Origin of the sequence: Prevotella sp. HMSC077E09, from assembly GCF_001814685.1 — a bacterium.
GTDB lineage: Bacteria > Bacteroidota > Bacteroidia > Bacteroidales > Bacteroidaceae > Prevotella > Prevotella oris.
In genome coordinates this window covers 48,217-70,348 of sequence record NZ_KV817599.1, presented here as the reverse complement: position 1 = coordinate 70,348, position 22,132 = coordinate 48,217, and the positions used below count along the sequence as shown (strand labels likewise).

Annotated in this window: 17 protein-coding genes; 4 read left to right on the top strand and 13 right to left on the bottom strand. The window is 43.9% G+C overall.

The annotated features are described in order from the left end of the window. Nucleotides 1–46: 46 nt before the first annotated feature. The 4 genes from HMPREF2983_RS13095 to HMPREF2983_RS13080 all read right to left on the bottom strand — a co-directional run bounded on the left by HMPREF2983_RS13095 (nucleotide 47) and on the right by HMPREF2983_RS13080 (nucleotide 3,810). Nucleotides 47–1,294 (bottom strand): ABC transporter permease, encoded by a 1,248-nt coding sequence (locus tag HMPREF2983_RS13095; RefSeq protein ID WP_070669181.1) that lies wholly within the window; start codon nucleotides 1,292–1,294, stop codon nucleotides 47–49. Nucleotides 1,295–1,301: 7 nt separating this feature from the next. Continuing rightward, entirely contained in the window at nucleotides 1,302–2,510 is a 1,209-nt protein-coding gene (locus tag HMPREF2983_RS13090) for a pyridoxal phosphate-dependent aminotransferase (protein ID WP_004372640.1), read from the bottom strand. Between the two features lie 94 nt (nucleotides 2,511–2,604). After that, nucleotides 2,605–3,279, bottom strand: coding sequence for a YggS family pyridoxal phosphate-dependent enzyme (locus tag HMPREF2983_RS13085; RefSeq protein ID WP_070669128.1), 675 nt, complete (start codon nucleotides 3,277–3,279; stop codon nucleotides 2,605–2,607). Between the two features lie 6 nt (nucleotides 3,280–3,285). Next, nucleotides 3,286–3,810: a DUF4494 domain-containing protein gene (locus HMPREF2983_RS13080; RefSeq protein ID WP_018919171.1), complete on the bottom strand. Its 525-nt coding sequence runs from the start codon at nucleotides 3,808–3,810 to the stop codon at nucleotides 3,286–3,288. 1,014 nt (nucleotides 3,811–4,824) lie between these two features. On the opposite strand from HMPREF2983_RS13080, the gene HMPREF2983_RS13075 reads away from it, so the two are divergent. Then, entirely contained in the window at nucleotides 4,825–7,752 is a 2,928-nt protein-coding gene (locus HMPREF2983_RS13075; protein WP_070669125.1) for a TonB-dependent receptor, read from the top strand. A 96-nt stretch (nucleotides 7,753–7,848) separates the two neighbouring features. Here HMPREF2983_RS13075 and HMPREF2983_RS13070 read toward each other — a convergent pair whose 3' ends face one another. Both HMPREF2983_RS13070 and HMPREF2983_RS13065 read right to left on the bottom strand, forming a co-directional pair. Continuing rightward, the gene (locus HMPREF2983_RS13070) at nucleotides 7,849–9,120 is read right to left on the bottom strand and encodes an O-acetylhomoserine aminocarboxypropyltransferase/cysteine synthase family protein (protein ID WP_070669124.1); all 1,272 of its coding nucleotides are present in this window, start codon (nucleotides 9,118–9,120) and stop codon (nucleotides 7,849–7,851) included. Between the two features lie 47 nt (nucleotides 9,121–9,167). Then, nucleotides 9,168–10,223 (bottom strand): asparaginase, encoded by a 1,056-nt coding sequence (locus tag HMPREF2983_RS13065; protein WP_070669122.1) that lies wholly within the window; start codon nucleotides 10,221–10,223, stop codon nucleotides 9,168–9,170. A gap of 202 nt (nucleotides 10,224–10,425) precedes the next feature. On the opposite strand from HMPREF2983_RS13065, the gene uxaC reads away from it, so the two are divergent. Next, nucleotides 10,426–11,829: a glucuronate isomerase gene (gene uxaC / locus HMPREF2983_RS13060; protein WP_070669179.1), complete on the top strand. Its 1,404-nt coding sequence runs from the start codon at nucleotides 10,426–10,428 to the stop codon at nucleotides 11,827–11,829. A gap of 255 nt (nucleotides 11,830–12,084) precedes the next feature. On the opposite strand, the gene rpmA is transcribed toward uxaC, so the two are convergent. The 4 genes from rpmA to HMPREF2983_RS13040 form a co-directional block, all read right to left on the bottom strand. Beyond that, entirely contained in the window at nucleotides 12,085–12,372 is a 288-nt protein-coding gene (rpmA, locus tag HMPREF2983_RS13055) for a 50S ribosomal protein L27 (protein WP_004372654.1), read from the bottom strand. 17 nt (nucleotides 12,373–12,389) lie between these two features. Next, on the bottom strand, nucleotides 12,390–12,707 hold the full coding sequence (rplU, locus tag HMPREF2983_RS13050; protein ID WP_004372655.1) for a 50S ribosomal protein L21: 318 nt from the start codon (nucleotides 12,705–12,707) through the stop codon (nucleotides 12,390–12,392). A 207-nt stretch (nucleotides 12,708–12,914) separates the two neighbouring features. Then, nucleotides 12,915–13,787 carry an amino acid ABC transporter substrate-binding protein gene (locus HMPREF2983_RS13045; RefSeq protein WP_070669120.1) on the bottom strand — a complete coding sequence of 291 codons (873 nt, stop codon included), beginning with the start codon at nucleotides 13,785–13,787 and terminating at the stop codon, nucleotides 12,915–12,917. A gap of 48 nt (nucleotides 13,788–13,835) precedes the next feature. After that, a complete protein-coding gene (locus HMPREF2983_RS13040; RefSeq protein WP_070669118.1) occupies nucleotides 13,836–14,588 on the bottom strand; it encodes an RNA methyltransferase in 753 nt (250 codons plus the stop codon). A gap of 150 nt (nucleotides 14,589–14,738) precedes the next feature. On the opposite strand from HMPREF2983_RS13040, the gene HMPREF2983_RS13035 reads away from it, so the two are divergent. Next, nucleotides 14,739–16,952 (top strand): translocation and assembly module lipoprotein TamL, encoded by a 2,214-nt coding sequence (locus HMPREF2983_RS13035; protein ID WP_070669115.1) that lies wholly within the window; start codon nucleotides 14,739–14,741, stop codon nucleotides 16,950–16,952. 30 nt (nucleotides 16,953–16,982) lie between these two features. On the opposite strand, the gene HMPREF2983_RS13030 is transcribed toward HMPREF2983_RS13035, so the two are convergent. Continuing rightward, nucleotides 16,983–17,786 carry an MBL fold metallo-hydrolase gene (locus HMPREF2983_RS13030; protein ID WP_070669113.1) on the bottom strand — a complete coding sequence of 268 codons (804 nt, stop codon included), beginning with the start codon at nucleotides 17,784–17,786 and terminating at the stop codon, nucleotides 16,983–16,985. 159 nt (nucleotides 17,787–17,945) lie between these two features. Here HMPREF2983_RS13030 and HMPREF2983_RS13025 point away from each other — a divergent pair, with 159 nt between their 5' ends. Beyond that, on the top strand, nucleotides 17,946–18,416 hold the full coding sequence (locus HMPREF2983_RS13025) for a hypothetical protein (protein WP_070669112.1): 471 nt from the start codon (nucleotides 17,946–17,948) through the stop codon (nucleotides 18,414–18,416). Here the strand turns inward: HMPREF2983_RS13025 and HMPREF2983_RS13020 are convergent. Next, nucleotides 18,400–19,257: a glycosyltransferase family 2 protein gene (locus HMPREF2983_RS13020; protein ID WP_083316845.1), complete on the bottom strand. Its 858-nt coding sequence runs from the start codon at nucleotides 19,255–19,257 to the stop codon at nucleotides 18,400–18,402. The genes HMPREF2983_RS13025 and HMPREF2983_RS13020 overlap by 17 nt on opposite strands. A 35-nt stretch (nucleotides 19,258–19,292) precedes the next feature. Beyond that, complete coding sequence (uvrA, locus tag HMPREF2983_RS13015; RefSeq protein WP_070669108.1) at nucleotides 19,293–22,112, bottom strand: excinuclease ABC subunit UvrA; 2,820 nt, start codon at nucleotides 22,110–22,112, stop codon at nucleotides 19,293–19,295. Between the last annotated feature and the right edge of the window lie 20 nt (nucleotides 22,113–22,132).

Genomic DNA, 22,132 nt, shown 5'->3' with positions numbered 1-22,132 from the left:
TCTCAAAACTTTATGTGCATTATTTATTGTCAGCAGTTGTTTTTGATTACTCGTACCGCATGGATTTAGCGGGATGTATATGAGAAATCAGATAGCTTGGGGCTATGAGCACAAAAAGACAAATCAGTAGGGTGGCTACGTTCAGAATGATGAACAATGGAATGTTGTATTCCACAGGGACTGTGTTGACATAATAGGTCTGTGGATTGAGCTTGACAAGGCCTGTAAACTGTTGAAGGGAAATCAGTCCAAGTCCGACAATATTGCCGATCAGCATTCCTTTGCCAATGATGAAGGCGGCAAACCACATGAATGTATGGCGGATGGTTTTATTTCGGGCGCCCAATGCTTTCAGAATGCCTATCATCACGGTTCGTTCGAGAATGATAATGAGCAAACCGGAAATCATCGTTACGTCAGCCACGGCAATCATCAATGCCAAAATAATCCATACATTGAGGTCGAGCAGGTCGAGCCACGAGAAGATTTGGGGACACAGTTCACGAATGGTTTTCGATGAATAGGTTTCACCATAGTGGTCGAGTGTGCGGTTCACTTTTTTCACCACAAGGTTTTCTACATCGTCTAACTGGTTGAAATCCTTGACGGTCAGCTCTGCCCCTGTTGTCTGGTCGTCTTCCCACCCATTGAGCTTTACGGCCGTATAGAGGTCGGTAAAGCAGGTGATGTCATCATATTGTGAGAGATTGGTCTGATAGACTCCTTCTATTATAAAACGTCGGGTGCGCACACCGTTTTTGTCGATGAAGTAACTGTAAATCTTGTCATTGGCTTTCACCCCCAATTTGTCGGCAATGCTTTGTGAAATGAGAATCTTGTTGCTTGAGGCATTATCCGTGAAGCGCGGAATATGGCCTTGGCGCATGTTTTGATGCAGGAAAGTTGTGTCATATTCGGCTCCTATTCCCTTGAATACCACTCCCAAAAAGTCGTGGTCGGTTTTGAGAATGCCTTGTTTCATAGCATAGCGCTGAACATGCTTCACTCCCGGAATCGTTTTCAGAACGGTCAGCATCGAGTCATCCATTTGAATGGGGTAGAAGTCACCTGTTTGCAAAGTCATGAAGCTACCCACCTGAATGTGGCTTCCAAATCCGATAACCTTGTCGCGGATAGTATGTTTGAAGCCCAGCACAACACTCACGGATATCAACATCACGGCAAGACCGATAGCCACGCCTGCCGTAGCTATTCGTATGGCAGGACGAGATACTTGTTTTCCCTCGGTCTTGCCACTATAGATTTTCCTTGCTATGAAAAGAGGTAGGTTCAATATGGGGTTATTCTTCGTCGACAACGCGCCCTGGATAGGTTTCAAGGGCTTTCTTCAATACTATCAAGGCACGCTCCAAATCGGGCTTTTTCAAGACATAGGCAATGCGCACCTGATTGATGCCTGCACCTGGTGTAGTGTAAAAACCTGCGGCAGGTGCCATCATTACGGTTTCGCCCTCATAGTTGAATTCTTCAAGACACCAACGGCAGAACTTCTCGCTGTCGTCAACTGGAAGTTTTGCCACGGTATAGAAAGCTCCCATTGGTATTGGCGAATAAACGCCGGGGATGCGGTTCAAACCGTCAATAAGGCATTTTCTGCGCTCCACATATTCATCGTAGACATCACGATAGTATTCCTCGGGCGCATCCAGAGAGGCCTCGGCAACAATCTGTCCAATGAGGGGTGGAGAGAGTCGGGCCTGGCAGAATTTCATCACGGCCTTTCTCACTTCGGCATTCTTAGTTATCAATGCACCAACGCGGATGCCACATTCTGAATATCGTTTTGAAACAGAGTCAATCAAGATGACATTTTCCTCGATGCCTTCCAAATGGCAGGCGCTGATATAGGGCGAACCTGTGTAGATGTATTCCCGATAGACTTCATCCGAGAACAGATAGAGGTCATATTTCTTCACGAGGTCGCGAATTTGGTTCATCTCGCGCCGTGTGTAGAGGTATCCGGTAGGGTTGTTGGGATTGCAAATCATGATGGCACGAGTGTGCTCATTGATTAATTCCTCAAACTTTTCAACTTTCGGCAGCGAGAAACCTTCTTCAATAGTCGTTGCAATCGTGCGGATAGTGGCGCCTGCACTGATAGCAAATGCCATGTAGTTGGCATAGGCTGGCTCTGGAATGATAATCTCGTCTCCGGGGTTCAGACAACTCATGAACGCAAACAACACGGCCTCACTACCTCCCGAAGTGATGATGATGTCGTCGGCTTCAACGTTGATGTTGTATTTTCTGTAGTAGCCTGTCAACTTTTCCCGATAGCTCAGATTGCCCTGGCTTGGAGAGTATTCCAGCAGTTTGCGGTCGATTTTCTTCAATGCATCGAGTCCGCACTGGGGAGTTGGAAGGTCGGGCTGACCGATGTTGAGATGATATACCTTCGTGCCACGTTTCTTTGCTGCTGCCGCAAGAGGTGCCAACTTTCTGATAGGCGACTCTGGCATTTCTAATCCGCGTACTGATATTTCTGGCATAAAATTGTTCTTTTTGAAATGGCTTTTCAGACCATCATTCTTCATTTTATTTGCAAAGATAGTAATTTTTTTGAAACGAAACTTCTTTGCCGGTTTAATAAACACGTGGGCCGAAAATCGTTGTTCCTACGCGAACCATTGTCGAACCATGACAGATAGCTGTCTTGTAGTCGTGGCTCATGCCCCATGAGCGTTCCTTGAAGGCATCGCTGTCGGCAAAGTAGTGGGTCTTTATCTCATCGAAGAAGCGTGCGGCAGTTTCAAATTCGCTGGCAATCTGGTCTTGATTGTCGGTGTTGCTGGCCATCATCATCAGGCCGCATATCTGCACGTGGTCGAGCGTGCGCCATTCTCCCTCTGCCAACAGTTCCCGACAGGCGTCGGGTGTCAGTCCATATTTTGTTTCTTCCTCGGCAATGTGGAGCTCTAAAAGCACTTTGATGATGCGGTTGTGCTTGTTGGCATGCTTGTTGATTTCTTTCAACAGCTTCATGCTGTCCACAGCTTCAATCATTGAAATATAAGGTGCGATATATTTCACTTTGTTGGTCTGCAGGTGTCCGATGAAGTGCCATTGGATATCCTTGGGAAGTTTCTCAACCTTCAGTTTGAGTTCCTGCTCATGGCTTTCCCCAAAGATGCGCTGGCCTTCAGCATATGCCGCCTCGATATATTCGCAGGGATGATATTTGCTGATAGCAACCAATCTGACGTCTTTAGGCAGATTGCCCAGCACCTCATGCAAATTCTTTGCTACATCAACATTCATACGCCTTTATTCAACTGTCGGTTCTTCTGATTTTTCAGGGGCCTCATATTCCGGAACGTCATTGCCTCCGCCTGGGTTCTTCTTGGGGCCATTGTGCTCGAATACATCCATAATCTGGGTTTCCTGAATGCTCACGATAACATAGTCAATCAGTGTTCCTCCCATGACTTCCTCTATATGCTTCACGGCCGCCGGAACGCTTCCTGCCTGCACTAAGTAAGTCACTGTTGAGCGCTTCTCCTTTTCGGTTTTCTCGTCAATGGTAATGAATTGCAGTCTGCTCTTATACCATTTGTCGTCAGCGTCGGCATCGCTGAAGAATATCTCTCCGTAGGCTGCTTGCTTCAAGTCGGTCACTTTGAATTCTCCACTGATATAAACGCGCATCTCTTCAATAATGGTGTTCTCGGCCTCAGTAAAGCTCAAGGCATCTACGACATAGCTTTCAGACACTTTTTTCTGCATGCCGTCTTCCATTGTTTTTTCGTAACGTATTTTGGTTTCAAACCAAACTGCGGTTCTGCTTCTCATCTTTTCTTTTATTATGTTTTATTTGTTGAGCAAAGTTATAAAAAGAATCTGAATTATGCAAATTTTTGGAGCTTACCCATGCCTGTCGAGCTGTTAATGTTTAGTTAACTTATTGTGAGAGTGTGAGATAAAATTTTTTAGGCGTAGAGTAGGAGAGAGTTGTGAACTTTCAAAATATTACATATTACATGTAACATTTAGCACCATATGTTAATTCACAATTCATAATGCATAGTTGCGCATGATGCATAAGAGAGGCTGAATGCTTACAGATTGATAGCTTTATAGAGATTATATATAATAATTATTAGTATTATTATATATTATAATAAACTATCTCTCTCCCCTAATCCTCAAAACAGTGTATCGACCTAAATGTTACATGTAATATGTAATATGTAATATTTTAGAGAATCTTGGGCAAAGGTTTTTCATCTGTGAGTTTAATTCATATCAGTTTACATGGCAATTTGAGATAGATTACATTGCTTTCTGAATCAAATCAGGCCGTAGAATGACTTGAATTGCGAGGTGATTCAATGTAAGTTGAAACGCCATGTGATGAAACCTCATTTTGTCTTATCCCGAGCAGGATGAGTTTTTGTGTGCGTTTATAGTGTTCTTTTTCTTGCACATGTTCTTTGTAAATGGTCTCTTTTGTGGGTGCAAACAGGCGCCTTATTCTCTTTAACCTCTGTTAACTCTCGCGGAAACCTTCTTTTTATGGTTTTCTTCATATGATGTTTTATCTTTGTAAAAGATACCTGTTAAAATGTCTCTCCTTATTCATTGAAGAAAAGGTAAAGCGACTCATGGTAAATCTGTTGATTAATATTGTTATAATTTAACTCTCTCTCTCTCTTGGAAATATAGGTTGCTTTTTGGGGTGAGTGTATGAAATGAGAATGGGAAATGTTGGGAGTATTACGGGGGTAGAAAAAATATATGCTCTGATTAAACGTTTTTTGCATTTAGGCGTCTAACTTATCAGACTTTTATATTAGAATAAACGAAATGAGAAGAATAATTGCAGGCTTGTTTTTGACAATCACATGGACGGTCTGTCTTGCACAAAGTCGCCAGATAAGTGGGACGCTTTCAGATAAAGACACCAAGGAAGCATTGGCGCAGACGACTGTCCAGCTGCTTCGGGTTAAGGACAGTTCATTTGTGGCGGGTGCCATTTCTGACAATAATGGTAGGTTTTCTGTGAAAGCGCCTGGCGATGGGAACTTCCTTGTTAGGATTACGAGCGTGGGTTATAAAACCGTTGTCAAGCATGCAGATATCAGAGGTGGGAAAGATGTGGATTTTGGAACGATACTTGTCAGTGCTGATGCCGTGATGCTGAAAGGGGCAACTATTACGGGACAGGCCACTAAAGTGTCGCTGAAAGAAGATACTTTCATCTATAATGCATCGGCATTCAGAACTCCAGAAGGTTCTACGATAGAAGAGTTGGTGAAGCGCTTGCCGGGTGCACAGGTCAGTGATGACGGAAAGATTACGATTAATGGCAGGGAGGTTAAGAAGATTCTTGTTGAAGGAAAAGAATTCATGGCAGGTGACACGAAGACTGCTTTGAAGAACATTCCTGTCTCAGTTATCAATAAAATCAAGGCCTATGATCAGAAGAGTGATATGGCAAAAGTCACCGGCATAGATGATGGCGAAGAAGAAGCTGTGCTTGATTTTGGCATGAAACCAGGTATGAACAAGGGAGTGTTTGGCAATGTTGATTTGGGCATTGGCACTGATTATCGTTATGCGGAGAAAGCCATGGGCAGTTATTTCAATGATAAGAATCGTTTCATGGTGTTTGCAAATGCCAATAACATCAATGACAAGGGTTTTCCTGGCGGAGGCTTTCGTGGCTTCGGTAGTGAATTACAGGGGCTTAATGCTTCAAAGATGCTTGGTGTGAACTATAACTTTGAATTGAAGGACAAACTGCAACTTGATGCATCTCTGCGTTGGAATCATTCTGACGGAGATGTGAATGCAATTGGCTCTGTTGAGAATTTTGTCAGTAAGGTTGGTGCTTTTTCCAACAGCAATAAGTTCACTTTGTCGCGCAGTGATTCGTGGGAGGGGCGTCTGCGTCTGGAATGGAAGCCCGATACGATGACGAATATTATGTTTCGGCCACAGTTCAGTTATACCAATAGTGATAATCTCACAAGTAATCTCTCGGCCTCATTCAATGCCGACCCTTATCTCTATGTGGTCAATCCGTTGGCAGCCGAGTCTATTGCAAAACTCGATGCCGAGGGGCTGATGGTCAATAAGCGCGAGAACAGTAGTATCAGTAATAATGAGAATAAGAGCATAAAGGGTGTGCTCCAGTTTAATCGTAAGTTTGGAAGTCGGGGGCGTAATGTCACATTGCGTGTCGGTGGTAACTATGGAATGCGCGACAACCGTAATCTGTCGTTGAGCAATGTTCATCTTTATCAGGTGATGAATGCCATGGGGCTTGACTCTACCTATCAGAAAAACCGTTGGAAACTTATGCCAACAACGAACTATGGTTACAGCCTGCGCTTTGCTTATAGTGAACCAATCCTGCGGGCGATGTTTCTGCAATTCACTTATGAGTTCCAGTATAAGTACAGCAAGAGCGACCGTTCAACCTATGATTTCAGTAATTTGGGAGAAACATTTTTCAGCGGGCTACCACTGGAATATGGTGCATGGAATCATTATCTCTCGCGTCTGACAAATCCTCTTGAAAGTTATTATGACAGTAATTTGAGTCGTTTTTCGGAGTATCGTAATTATATTCATGATTTTCAGTTGATGTTGCGCGTTATCCGTAAGAAGTATAATTTGAATGTCGGCGTGATGCTTCAGCCGCAGAAGTCGGAATACAGACAGGATTATCAAGGGATTCATGTTGACACAGTGCGCACGGTGACCAACTTCTCGCCTACACTCGATTTCCGTTATCGTTTCAGCAAGGTGAGCAATTTCCGCATCAGCTATCGCGGTACTACTGCTCAGCCCGGCATGTCACAGCTTCTGGATATCACAGACGACAGTGACCCTCTGAATGTCTCAAAAGGTAATCCTGGCCTGAAGCCTTCGTTTACCAACTACTTTAGGTTGTTTTACAATAATTATATAGAAAACAGGCAACGGGCTATCATGACTTTTGTGAACTATAGCAACACACAGAACAGCATCAGTGACAAGGTGACCTATGATGAGAAGACGGGAGGGCGAATCATTCAGCCCGAGAATATCAATGGAAACTGGAATGTGATGGGGGCTTTCATGTTCAACACAGCTGTTGACTCTGCAGGATATTTCAATATCAACACCTTTACAAATGTGAACTATAATAATTATGTGGCCTATGCAGCTCAGAATGCCAGTTCGTCCTCTGTAAAGAATACAACCCGTTCCACGTCTTTGGGTGAACGGATAGAGGCCAGTCTGCGTAACAGTTGGCTTGAATTTGCTCTTGATGGCTCGCTGAACTATACACACAGTCGCAATCAGCTTCAGCAAAGAAGCAATCTTGACACATGGCAATTTGCCTATGGAGGTTCGTTGAATGTCACGTTTCCATGGGGAATGTCGGTGGCTACAGACCTGCATAACAATTCACGTCGAGGTTACAGTGATGCCTCTATGAATACCAACGAACTGATATGGAATACACAGTTTTCTCAAGGATTGATGAAAGGAAAGCCTCTGACGATAAGTTTGCAGTTCTATGATATTCTTCATCAGCAAAGTAATTTCAGTCGTGTGGTCAATGCGCTCATGCGTAGTGATACGGAATATAACAGCATTTACAGCTATGCCATGCTCCATGTGGTCTATCGTCTGAACCTGTTTGGAGGAAAGGCTGCACCTAAGGGAATGCCTGGTCTGCCGATGGAAAGACCCGGGAGAAGAGGAATCCCAGGTGGTTTCGTCAGACGGCCGATGTAATAATCAATGGTTCCGTTTGGTTTAGTGCGGTGGTTTTATAAAGTTACGAAAAAGGCACTCAATCATTGAGTGCCTTTTTATATTCTTATTGCAGATTTACTTCAAAGCCTGTTCGATGTCGGCAATGATGTCATCCACATTCTCAATGCCCACAGAGAGGCGGATTAAATCAGGGGCAACACCTGCTTCTTGGAGTTGTTCGTCGGTCAGCTGACGGTGAGTGTGGCTGGCTGGGTGTAGCACACAGGTGCGGGCGTCAGCCACATGGGTTACGATAGAAATGAAATCAAGGCGGTCCATAAATTGGATAGCATCCTCTCGTGAGCCCTTTAAGCCAAATGCAATGACACCACATGAACCCTTGGGAAGATATTTTTGCCCCAGCCTGTAATATTTATTTGAGGGAAGACCGCAATAGTTTACCCAAGCCACTTTCTCGTTCTTTTCCAACCATTCAGCCACCTTTTGTGCATTGGAACAGTGTTGTTTCATGCGGAGGTGTAAAGTTTCGAGTCCTATATTGAGCAGGAATGAGTTTTGTGGCGCAGGAATACTTCCCAAATCCCTCATCAGTTGACTGATGAGTTTGGTGAGGTATGCCATTTTTCCAAAGGTTTTGGTGTAAATAAGGCCATGATAGCTTTCATCGGGAGTGGTCAGTCCATGGAACTTTTCACCATAGGCTTCCCAATCAAAGTTGCCGGAGTCTACGACTGCGCCTCCCACCTGTGTGGCATGTCCGTCCATATATTTTGTCGTAGAGTGGGTAACAATGTCACAGCCCCATTCAAAAGGACGGCAGTTGACAGGCGTGGCAAATGTGTTATCCACAATCAGTGGAACTCCATGCTTGTGGGCTATTTTAGCAAAACGTTCGATATCAAACACGTTGCCTCCCGGGTTGGATATTGTTTCGCCGAAAAAGCATTTTGTATTCGGTTTGAACGCGGCCTCTATTCTTTCGTCATCCCAGTCGGGGTCGATGAATGTGCATTCAATGCCCATTTTCTTCAGGGTAACGCCGAAAAGATTGAACGTTCCACCATAAATGGCGTTGGAAGTAACGATGTGATCTCCTGCTTCACAAATGTTGAACACAGCATAGAAATTGGCTGCCTGGCCTGAAGAGGTGAGCACGGCTCCGATGCCTCCTTCAAGGGCTGCAATCTTCTTGGCCACTGCGTCATTGGTGGGATTGGCCAAACGTGTGTAGAAATAGCCACTGTCCTCCAAGTCAAACAAGCGTGCCATTTGTTCACTCGTTTCATATTTGAACGTTGTACTCTGATAAATCGGCAGCTGCTGAGGCTCCCCTTTTGTTGGTTTCCATCCGCCATGAATGCAGATAGTTTCAAGACTTCTTTTCATATTGTGTCTGTTAATTTGTTTGATATCTGTTGGCAAAGTTAATCCATTTAGACGTGAAGTTCGCCGGCTAAAGAGCAGGAGAGCATTTGGCGTATGGTCTTGGTGTCATCTCCATAGCGTCCGTAGAGATACATCAGTTTGGTGACGGCGGCCTCCACCGTGCTGTCTTGTCCGCTTATAACTCCTGTGTCTTTTAGCTGATAGCCTGTGTCATAGCGCCCCATTTCAACAAAGCCTGTCACACATTGGCTGATGTTGACAATGGTGACGCCTCGTTGTGAAGCTTTCTTTAGAATTTCCATTAACCATGGTTGCTGAGGCGCATTGCCGCTTCCAAAGCTTCTCATGACCACCCCTTTCAGTTCGGGGGCATCGAGTGCATGCTTGAAAATGCTGGCTTGAATGCCTGGAAATAATGATAAAACCATGATGTTGGGATTCAACTCAAAATGTGGAACCATAGGTTTCGTATAGTCAGGTTTCAGAATATGATGCGTAGAGAATTGAAATCTGACTCCTGCTTCACACAGGTGTGGATAGTTGAAAGAGTCGAAAGCGTTGAATCCGTCAGCATTTTGCTTGGTTGAACGATTGCCTCTCAACAGTCTGCCACTAAAGTAGATGCAGACTTCGGGAACGACAGGTGTGCCGTCTTCATGCTGAGCCGAGGCCAACTCGATACTCGTAATGAGGTTTTCCTTGGCATCAGTGCGGAGGTGTTCGATGGGCAATTGACTTCCTGTAAGGATGACGGGCTTGGTAAGATTCTCAAGCATGAAGGAGAGAGCCGATGCCGTATAAGCCATGGTGTCGGTGCCATGGAGAATGACAAAACCATCATACGCCTCGTATTTTTCGGCAATAATCCTGACGAGACTGGCCCAAAGCTCGGGCGCCATGTCGCTGGAGTCGATGGGATGGTCAAACTGAAACACATCAATACCTGTCGTAAGATATTTCATTTCGGGCAGGTTGCTCACCAAATGATTGAAATCCAATGGTTCCAGAGCATTGGTCTGATGATTGATTCCCATGCCAATGGTGCCGCCTGTATAGATGAGCAGCACTCTGCCTGTAGGGTTTATAGTTCTCTGATTATCCATGCGTGTACGTCATCGTTTACGTAAAAAACATTGCAAATATAGTTTAATTTTCTCGTAGTTCCAAAAAATAGCATTACATTTGCATAAAGCATAGGCAGGCTTGGTGCAAGGCTTGAATAGATTTCTCTTTGCACTTTCCGTCAATGTTTTAATGAACAACTTAATCTATTTCATCGAAGACAATCAAAATATCAAATCATTTATGAAACAATTTATGGATGAGAATTTCCTCTTGGAAACGGCTACCTCGCAGGAACTCTATCACAATCATGCGGCTAAAATGCCTATTATCGACTATCATTGTCATTTGGTTCCGGAGATGGTTGCCAATGATCATAAGTTCCGTAGCATCACGGAGTTGTGGTTGGGAGGTGACCATTACAAGTGGCGTGCCATGCGTACGAATGGAGTTGAAGAGAAATACTGTACCGGAGAGGATACTAATGATTGGGAAAAGTTTGAGAAATGGGCCGAGACAATGCCCTATACTTTCTGTAATCCATTGTATCATTGGAGTCATCTTGAGTTGAAAACGGCTTTCGGTATTACCAAACAGCTCAATCCGAAAACAGCCCGTGAAATCTATGATGAGTGTAATGAGAAACTCCAACAGCCCGAGTTCAGTGCACGTGGGCTGATGAGGCATTATCATGTGGAGTGTGTCTGCACGACCGATGACCCCATTGATGACCTACGTTATCATAAAAAGACACGTGAAAGTGGCTTTGAAATCAAGATGATACCTGCTTGGCGTCCCGACAAGGCTATGAATATTGAGAAGCCGGGCTATGCTGAATATATGTCTCAATTAGGCGAAGTGAGCGGTGTGGAAATCAATCATTTCGTCGATATGGTAGATGCTTTGAAGAAGCGTCATGACTTCTTTACGGAGAATGGATGCCGTCTTTCAGATCACGGAGTGGAGGAGTTCTATGATGAACCTTATACCGATAGTCAGATAGAGATTATCTTTGAGAAAGCACTTCGCGGTCAGCAATTGAGTACACTTGAAATCCGTCAGTATAAGCATGCTTTCCTTAAGCTGTGTGGAGAAATGGATGCTGAGGCCGATTGGACCCAGCAATACCACTATGGAGCTATCCGCGACAACAATAGTTTGATGTTCGACAGGCTTGGTCCCGACACGGGTTTTGACTCTATCGGAGAGTTTAATACAGCGCGTGCCATGAGTCATTTCCTGGACGAATTGAGCAAGGAAGGCAAGCTTACGCGTACAATACTCTATTGTCTGAACCCATGTGCCAACGAAGTTCTTGCCACTATGATTGGTAATTTTCAGGATGGTTCATGTCCGGGGAAGATGCAATTCGGCTCAGGTTGGTGGTTCAATGATCAGCTTGACGGTATGACTAAACAGCTGAAAGCCCTTTCTGTATTGGGTTTGTTGAGTCGTTTCGTTGGTATGTTGACAGACAGTCGCTCGTTCTTGAGTTATCCACGGCATGAGTATTTCCGCCGTTTGCTCTGCAATCTGTTGGGTAATGACGTGGAGAAAGGCCTTCTGCCGAATGATAAAGAAAGTCTGGCGCGTATGGTGGAAGATATTTCCTATAACAACGCCCGTCAGTATTTCAAATTCTATTAAAAAGCTTTTCTGATTATAGAGCAATCCCCTTGATTATCAAAGGGATTGCTTTTTTGTGGTTCACTTGTTTCTTCTGCAGTTTTAATTTGCGTCAGAATAGCGTGCAATATGCCTCATTTCATATTGTAATATGGCTCATATTACAATGCAAAGTGCCTCATGTTGCAAACTGAATGCTATAGCTTTTAAAAAAGAAATGCCAATCTCAGCGAGATTGGCATTCTATTGTTTGTTTGGAATAAGTGCTTTGTTTATTTAAGCTTCAGCCTTTGTTTTTTCTGCGTAGGCTTCTGGAGAGAGTACAGATACTGTGCTCTTGTTGAACTTGCCCTTGTGGAAGTATACCACGCCGTCAGCAAGTGCATAGAGCGTATCGTCCTTACCTTGAGCAACATTCTCACCAGCAAAGTGCTTGTTGCCGCGCTGACGAACAATGATGTTGCCGGCAATGATCTTCTGACCACCCCAAATCTTTACGCCTAATCTCTGTGAAGCAGATTCACGTCCGTTCTTAGAACTACCTACACCTTTCTTATGTGCCATTGTTTGTCCTCCTGATTTTAAGCGTTGATTGATTTAACTGTTACTTCTGTGAACTGTGCACGATGACCATTCTTTACGCGATAGTCCTTACGACGTTTCATCTTGAACACGATTACTTTGTCGCCTTTCACGAGTGGGTTCACAACTTCTACTGTTACTTTTGCACCGTCTACAGTTGGTGCACCGACTTTTACTGTACCGTTGTTGTCAACGAGCAGCACCTTGTCGAATTCAACAGTCTTTCCGGCTTCAGCATCTTTGATGTGATGCACGAAGAGCTTTTTGCCCTCTTCAACCTTGAACTGTTGACCGTTAATTTCTACGATTGCGTACATTGTTTATTTATTAAACGGGTTTTTCCGCCAGGCGTCTGACCCTTGTCAGCACTTCTTTGAGCCTGAAAACGGACTAAATCGGTGCAAAGTTACGCAATTTTGTCGAAATCAAAAGGGTGACAGAAGATAAATCTTTGCCTTTTAATACTCGTTAACTATTTGGCTGCGTATGTCTCAACTTGCGTGCTTTCTGTTTTTGAAGGATTGTTATTTGCTGTTTATCTGTTGGTTTACAGAGCCGTATACGTAGATATTGGTGAAAACGCCGAAAGTGAAAATATAGCTTGCAATGAAACAGATGATGCCAACAAAAGCAATCATCATAGGAATAAAATATGTAGGGAGACCATCAGGATCAGCAAGTGTCAGCATGCCCCAGAGGTTGTAACCATAGGCCATAAACAGGATGGATAGGGGCAAAGCAAGGAATGCAAGTGGTATGATAGCACAGAATATTGTCAGGATTTGCCCGATGAAAAGGAATCCCCAGTGGTGTAAACCTACCTTATAGTCTTTACCGAACGCTTGGATTAACTTTGCTTTTGGTGTACAGATGTAGTGTGTCAGGCTATATCCAAGCGGTAGCATGAATGCGAGGATGGCTAAAATAATCAGGCCAAATAACACGAACCCTGCGATAACAGCTTGGATAGGGGATAGCAGTTTGCTTGTGGACAGTAAGTGTGCAAGGCCTTTTGAAACTTCCGGGACAAGGATAAGAGCAGCCAAAGAGAGAACTGTCAATAAGATAATCGTAATAAATGCTCTTAGGAAAACAGGTTTGAGAGCATGCTTGAAGAGCATGCTGACGATACTGGCAGTCATGTAGGATGAGGCTGTCAGGCTGAGCAGAAGGGCACAAAGCGTAGGGATAGCTGTTGCCCATACTGAAGGTTCATTGGCTGTAACAGTGAGGGCGAACTTGCCAAAGAAAAAGATTAAAGCAGTCAGGCAAATGGCCCATGCAAGGCTTCCAAGCCATGTTTTCTTGAAAATAGTTGCAAAATTGATAGTCAGCACATCAAAGGAAGCTTTGATACAGGCCGATATGCTTCTGTTTTTATAGATGTCGTTTTCCATATTAATGATTTCCTTTCATTCTTCTTATGGTTTTATCTTTCTGATGATTTATTTTATTCTTCGTCTGAATTCCGCACAGGTGATAGCTGTTGCTATTGCTACATTGAGCGATTCTGCCGTGGGAGTATTGGGTGGATAGTTGGGAATAAGCAGTGGACAGTTGACCATTTGCCTGATTTGGGCAGATATTCCATTGCCCTCATTGCCCATGATGATGAGACCATGAGCAGAAAGTTGCTCGCTATAGATATCGTTCCCCTCGAGCAGGGTGCCATAAATGGGAAAGTCTGCTGGGAGTTGTTTGAGCATAGGTTCAAGTGCTCCATAATGGAGTCTTACGCGTGTGATACTTCCCATAGTAGCCTGTATGACCTTGGGATTATACATATCGGCTGTTTCTTGCGAGCAATAGATGTCGTTGATACCAAACCAATCAGCAACACGGATAATCGTTCCAAGGTTTCCCGGGTCTTGGATGCCGTCAAGCATCAACGATAGGGTTGATGTGTTGATAGCATGAGTGTCAGAAGCAAAGAAAGGGAATAGTCCCAGCACTTGTTGTGGATGTTGCAGCAAACTGACTTTTCTAAGTTCATCAGAAGTCACTTCTATTACCTCATCTGCAGGTGGGGCAGAGTGACTGTCAAGCCATTCTTGAGTGGCAACAAGGGTATGTGCTCGGCTCATGGCAAGCAATTCTTCGACAAGTTTATGTCCTTCAGCAATAAAAAGACGTGTCTGTTCTCGGTTCTTCTTCAGCTGAAGGGATTTGATGAATTTGGTTTTTGTCTTACTGATCATACTGCAAACTTACATATATTTTTGTAAAAACACGAGCATTTGCCATGTTAGTGAATGTTAAGAGGCGTAATATTACGGTTTTAAGGCTTGCTTTTCACAGAATTTTATAACTTGCATATATCAGAAAAAGATATTATCTTTGTGCAGTTTATGAAGTATAAGTGGATTTACATATTAGTGGTTTCATTGCTATTGGTGTCTTGCAATGCAACGAAGTTCGTTCCCGAGGGAAGTTATTTGCTTGATGGTGTCAAGGTGGAGTCGGCCGACAAAGAACTTGATGCTTCAACACTTCAGGACTATGTGCGCCAAAAAGGAAATTCTAAATGGTTTTCTTTGTTCAAGATACCTATGGGAACCTATGCACTTGCAGGCCAGGATTCAACGAAATGGCTTAACCGTATGCTCAGGCATATCGGTGAAGAGCCAGTTGTTTTCGACTCCCTGCAGGCTCAACTTTCCATGGATGACCTCACAACAGCCATGCACAATATGGGATATATGCATGGCCGAACCGAGATGAAAGTCACGCGAAAAGGGCGTAAGGTCAAGGTTGTCTATCGGCTTCTTCCAGGTGAACCTTATCGGATTGCCATAGTACATTATGATATTCAGGATAGTCTGATCAAGAAGTTGATAGCCACATATAGGGGCAGGAATGCTTTTAAGCCCTCATTAAAGAGTGGAAGTAGATTTACAGTTGATGCGCTCAATGCGGAACGCACTAAGCTGACGTCTTTCCTTCTAAATCATGGTTACTATAAATTCCATAAGGATTTCATTCAATATAGTGCCGACTCGGCACGTAATAGTCGGGATATCAATATCACACTTCAGTTGCTTCCTTACCGTACAACCAATCTCTCATCTGATACATTGCATCCCTGTTACACCATAGACTCTATACGTTATTTGAGCGGAGACGATGATGAAAGGCTTCATTTGAAAAAAAGTGTGCTTCGTAATGCAACGATGCTCGATGCACATACACCCTATAGCGCTGATGGTTTACAGCAGACTTATAACAAGTTTGCCCGTCTTCAGGCTGTGAGATATACGAATATCAGTTTTCGTGAACATCCTGATACAACTCTGCTTGATTGTGATATTCAAATCAGTACTAATAAACCTAACACGATTTCTTTTCAGCCGGAAGGAACGAATACGGCAGGCGACTTCGGTGCTGCGGCCAGCTTAACATGGGAAAACCGTAATCTTTTCCGCGGGTCTGAGTTGTTGAGTGTCCAGCTTCGTGGTGCTTATGAGGCTATTACAGGGTTGGAAGGCTATCAAAATCAGAATTATGTGGAGTATGGATTGGAGTCAAAGCTTCAGTTTCCAAGGTTTCTTGCCCCTTTCCTTTCAAGTACATTCAAACACAGAAGTCTTGCAACTTCAGAACTCTCTTTAAGTTATAACCTGCAGAATCGGCCTGAGTTTCATCGTCGGGTGTTCTCTTCTGCATGGCGTTACCGCTGGTCTGAGCCTCATCACCATATCAGTTATCGTGTAGACATGCTTGATCTCAACTATATCTATATGCCTTGGATTAGTTCTACTTTCAAGCGTGATTACCTTGATGACGTTACCAATCGTAATGCCATCTTGCGCTATAACTATGAGGACTTGTTTATCATGAAGATTGGTGCGGGCTTGTCTTATAGCGATGGAGAGAATGCTGTGCGTGCAAATATAGAGACTGCAGGCAATATTCTTCGTGGATTATCTAATGCTTTTCGGTTCAAACAGAATAAGAATGGACAATACACCTTATTTAATATAGCCTATGCCCAGTATGTAAAATTCGATATAGACTACACGCATCTGTTTCATTTTGACAGTCGAAACTCATTGGCCGCCCATGTGGATTTGGGTATAGCGTGGCCTTATGGCAACAGCACTGTATTACCTTTTGAAAAGCGTTACTTCTCGGGTGGAGCCAACAGTGTGCGTGGTTGGACTGTAAGAGGACTCGGACCAGGTAAATATCGCGGTAGTGATGGACGTATAGACTTCATCAACCAGACAGGAGATGTGAAGTTAAACCTTAATCTTGAATACCGCTCTTACCTTTTCTGGAAACTGAACGGAGCAGCCTTTATCGATGCAGGTAATATCTGGACGCTACGCAACTATGCCGAACAGCCGGGTGGTCAGTTCAATATTGTTACGTTCTATAAGCAAATCGCTGTGGCCTATGGCTTGGGCTTACGACTGAACTTTGACTATTTTATCCTTCGTTTTGATGTGGGTATGAAAGCCATTAATCCAGGTTATAGAACCCGTAATGAGCATTATGCAATCTTCCATCCTGACTTTGGGCGTGATATAGCTTTCCATTTTGCTGTCGGTCTGCCGTTCTAAAGACGACTTCCTGTTAGGGAAAGTGGTTCTTTAGAGCAGCTCGTATACCCCTGTTGGCACTTTGCGTTTAAGCACTTCAACGGTAAAGTCAACCCCTGCAATAATGCCATGACTGCGCAAGATGTCTTCAATGGTCTTCTGGGTTAAAATAGGATGGTTGTTTTCTTCACTTAGATGACACAGCCATACTTTCTTTAGTTGCGGGGTGGCATCGTCTGCAATAGCCTGCGCACAGTCTGCATTACTTAGATGACCATTGGGGCCAAGTATCCTCATTTTCAGATGTTGAGGGTAAGGGCCTTGTGACAACATCTCTACATCGTGGTTAGCTTCAATCACGAGATAATTGGCTTCGTTGATATAGGGCTGCATTTCGGGTGTGATATGTCCGATATCTGTCATCAGTACAAAGACCACATCACCGTAGCAAACTTTATATCCCACATTGTCGGAACTGTCGTGAGGAACGCCGAAAGGAGTCACTTTGAATTCTCCTAACTTGAAAGTTACACCCTTTTCTACTATTTTCACGTGTATAGGCTCAATCTTCTTCTTAACGAAGTAATTGTGTTCGATACCTACATGTACACTGTGAGTTGTATAAACGTCAAGCCCATAGTCCTTGCTCAGACTGCCTACCGATTTCACGTGGTCAGCGTGATCATGTGTGATAAGCATGTGGTGGACATTATCCAAGTGCAGTCCGTAGTTCTTAAAGTGCTTCTTCAAGGTGCGTATTCCCACGCCGGCATCTATGATAAGTCCATCGGTTTCAGTGTAAAGATAATAGCAGTTTCCACTACTACCACTGCCGAATGATATGAATTTTAGCATTATCTTCTTAATTCTTTCTACATAATATAGCTTAGTCAACACCCAATAGAAACATGGCCTATTATAGATGAGGGTGTCGGCTTTTGCCTTACAAAATTATTAAGAAAAGATGAAAAAGCCAAAGAATTTATCTATCTTTGTCTTAAAATAAATTAGTATATGAGTTTTATTCTGTATCCATTTGTCAGGAAAGCAATGACGATAGGTTTGCTTAGTCTGTTTTGGTTTGGTTTCGGTTCGTGTAGTCATCAGGAAGAAGGCGATACTGTCAAAATGAGCGTAGATTCCTTTTCACAGAATTATTTCAATTGGCAGTTCCAACAAGCCATGCCTTATGTTACACATTCTTCTCACCAATGGTTATATTATGCGGCCAGTCAAGTGGAACAGGCTGACGTTGACCGACTGCGCAGCATGGTGCGGGGAGCAGAGTGCCAGCTTGTAGATGTCGAAGAAAATCCCGAAGATTCAACGGCGATTTCGCATGTTGAAGTAAATGGTTTCTTGTGTATGGATACGGTTGGAAAGGCTGCTCATCTAGTGGATAAAGCTACCTATGAACTCAAACTCCGTTTTCAAAATGGGAAATGGTTGGTTGATCTTGAGGGACTCCCTAAAAGAGTGAAATAAAATATCCCAATTTATATAGTTTGTAAAGTTTTAAGTTAGGATGTGTGCCACAGAGTTTTGCACGCCAACTCTCCTTTCTTATTTTCCAAAAAAACAAGAAAAGACCTTGCAGATGAAAACGTTTCATTTCATGAACCGTGTCTAATAATGGCGAAAAGCCTTTTAGGTCTGCTTGGAAAGTGTAGAGTGTCCGCATGGCTTCTTCTGTCTTTTCCACGAACCTACTGTTGCTTTCAAATTTGTCAAACAGCAGGGGATTGTTTATTTGGGCAAAGGATATATCATCTTCTGACAGTCTTTTCCCTAAGAGCACATCTTCATATCCATAGTGTTTGAAGCGTTCATCGAAAGGGTGGGCAAGGGCTGTCATTCGGTTTATCAACAGATTTGCCGTGTGCAGATTGCTGTAAGCGTTCTGCTTCCTGGGTTTTGGAAGACCCTTGCTGACTGCATTTTTCTCATAAAGATACCTTAAATTGGATATTTCTCCATTCCCCAATTGATAACCTCCGTATGCAACTTTGAAGCTGTTGTCAAGTTCTATATAGTGCAGAATGAAGTCGTCAAGGAGCACTGTCATGTCACTGTCAATAAACAGAAGCCATTCATAGGCGGCTTCATCAGCAAGAAAATTGCGAATGGCGGCACGTCCTACGTTCTCTTTACGCAGAATATAACGGGCATTTTCAAGTTCAAGTATCTCTTTGTTGATATGGCATGTATGCTTATCAGTACTGCCATCATCTGCCACGATAATCTCATAACGCAAGCCTTCAATGTCTTCACATTGCACGTCAAGCGCCTTTACCAATTCTACACATTGACAGTTGTAGCAGGGAATGAGTATGCTTAGTTCTGTTTTGATAAGTTCAGATTCTAAAGTTTATCCTTTAAGAATTTTGCCGTTATACTTTCCTTACACTTTACAAGTTCTTCCGGAGTACCTTCGAAAGCGAGATTTCCACCTTTGTCACCACCTTCAGGACCAAGGTCTGTCACATAGTCGGCACACTTGATAACATCCATGTTATGCTCTATGACAAGAATGGTGTGGCCTCGTTCTATCAGTGCATTGAAAGCATTTAGCAATCGCTGTATGTCATGGAAGTGAAGTCCTGTTGTAGGCTCATCGAAAATGAACAATGTGGGCTCTTGCTTCTCCTGACCGATGAAGTAAGCTAATTTCACGCGCTGGTTCTCACCACCGGACAGCGTACTTGAGTTCTGACCAAGTTTGATATAGCCGAGTCCTACATCCTCTAAAGGTTTCAGGCGGTTTACGATGGTCTGTTGTTTATATTCTCCAAAGAATTCAATGGCTTCAGATACAGTCATGTTAAGCACGTCATTGATGTTCTTGTCATGGAACCGTACCTCCAGAATGTCATGCTTAAAGCGCTTGCCATGGCAGGCTTCACATTCCAGAATGAGGTCAGCCATGAACTGCATCTCAACATTGATAACGCCAGCTCCCTTGCATTCCTCACATCGTCCGCCTTCGGTGTTGAATGAGAAATATTGGGGCGTGAAGCCCATTTGCTTAGCTAACGGTTGGTCGGCAAAGAGTTGTCGGATGGTTTCATAGGCCTTGACATAGGTGGCAGGATTAGACCGAGTGCTCTTTCCAATGGGGTTTTGGTCAACGAATTCCACGTGTTTAACAGCCTCCCAGTCACCTTCAAGAGCCGTATATTCGCCGGGAGCATCGGCCACTTCGTCTAAATGACGCTTCATGGCAGGATAGAGTATGCCTTTGATGAGGCTTGATTTGCCTGATCCAGACACACCTGTTACACAGTTAAAGACATTGAGAGGAAACTTGACATCAATGCCACGGAGGTTATTCATGCGTGCTCCTTTCAGTTCAATGGCTCTGTTCCATTTGCGCCTTGACTTGGGAGGATCAATGCTTTCGTTCCCGGTGAGATATTTAATAGTGTAGGAACGTGGGTATTTCTTGAGCAGCTTCTCTGCTGTGTTGTTCAGTTCTTCGGTACTTCCCTGGAAGACAATCTCCCCTCCATGGCTTCCGGCATCGGGGCCGACGTCAATCAGATAGTCGGCAGCACGCATGATTTCTTCGTCATGTTCAACCACCATGACCGTGTTCCCAAGTTTCTGAAGGTCTTTCAGTACATGGATTAATCGTTCGGTATCCCTACTATGGAGACCGATACTCGGTTCGTCGAGAATATAGAGTGAACCCACTAATGAAGAGCCTAACGATGTCGTGAGATTGATGCGCTGACTCTCTCCACCGCTGAGTGTGCTTGATTGGCGGTTGAGTGTGAGGTAGCCCAGCCCCACTTCAACCAGAAATCCTAATCGATTCTTAATTTCAGTAAGCAAGCGTTTGGCGATGTCTGACTCATGTTCTTCGAGTTGAAGCTTATCAAACCAATCTTTAAGTTTACTGATTGGCATCTCAACAAGCTCGGTAATGCTTCTTCCGCCCACCTTTACCCATGTGGCTTCTTTCTTCAGTTTGGTTCCATGACAGTCAGGACATACAGTCTTTCCCCTGTACCGACTCATCATTACACGATATTGAATCTTATACTGGTTCTCTTTCACCATTTGGAAAAAGGCATCAATGCAGACTTTATCATGTATGTCTTTTCCCTTTTCACTGGGCAGTCCATGCCAAAGCATGTCTTTGTGTTTGCGGTCGAGTTGATAGTAAGGTTCAAATATAGGGAAGTTATCTGTAGCCGCACGTCGTATGAATTCCGTCAGCCATCCCCCCATTTTATCACCATGCCAGCATTGTACACAGCCGTCATAGACACTGAGTGTAGAGTTGGGGATGACAAGTTTTTCATCAATTCCAATAACGTTTCCAAAGCCTTCGCACGTTGGACAGGCACCCAATGGAGAGTTGAATGAGAACATGTTGTCGTTGGGTTCTTCAAACTTGATGCCGTCGGCTTCAAAGCGTGTAGAGAATTCATAGGTGATATTACTGGGCAGAAATACCAGTTTCAGCAGGCCATCGCCCTCGTAGAATGCCGTCTCTGCAGAGTCGGTCATACGCGAAATGGCATCTTTTGTGTCGTCAACACTCATGCGGGCTATGACCAAAAAGAGGGTTGAAATGTCTGTTTTCTCAATATCACCTTCATTCAACATATCTTCAATACGCACGACTTCATTCCCTTTGTAAAGGCGGGAATAGCCCTCCTGCATATACATTTCGAGTTGTTTCTCCAATGTTCTGCCTTCGATGATATGCAGTGGTGAGAGCATCATGAACTTCGTTCCTTTGGCATATTCCATGATGCAATGAATGACATCTTCAGGCGTATGACGCTTCACCTCCTCTCCGCTTATGGGCGAGAAGGTGTGTCCTATACGTGCAAAGAGCAGGCGCATGTATTCGTAAATCTCTGTATTGGTGCCCACAGTAGAGCGGGGATTGCGCGAAATCACTTTCTGTTCGATGGCAATGGCAGGTGGAAGCCCCTTGATAAAGTCGCATTCGGGCTTGCTCATACGCCCTAAAAACTGTCGGGCATAGGCCGAAAGACTCTCTACATAACGGCGTTGTCCTTCGGCATAGAGCGTGTCAAAGGCTAAAGAAGACTTGCCTGAGCCTGATACCCCCGTTACAGTGATGAATTGATTGCGGGGAATGTTGAGCGAAATGTTCTTGAGATTGTTGACGCGTGCTCCTTTTATTTCTATATATTCGTCCATAAATGAAATGCAATGTTTCA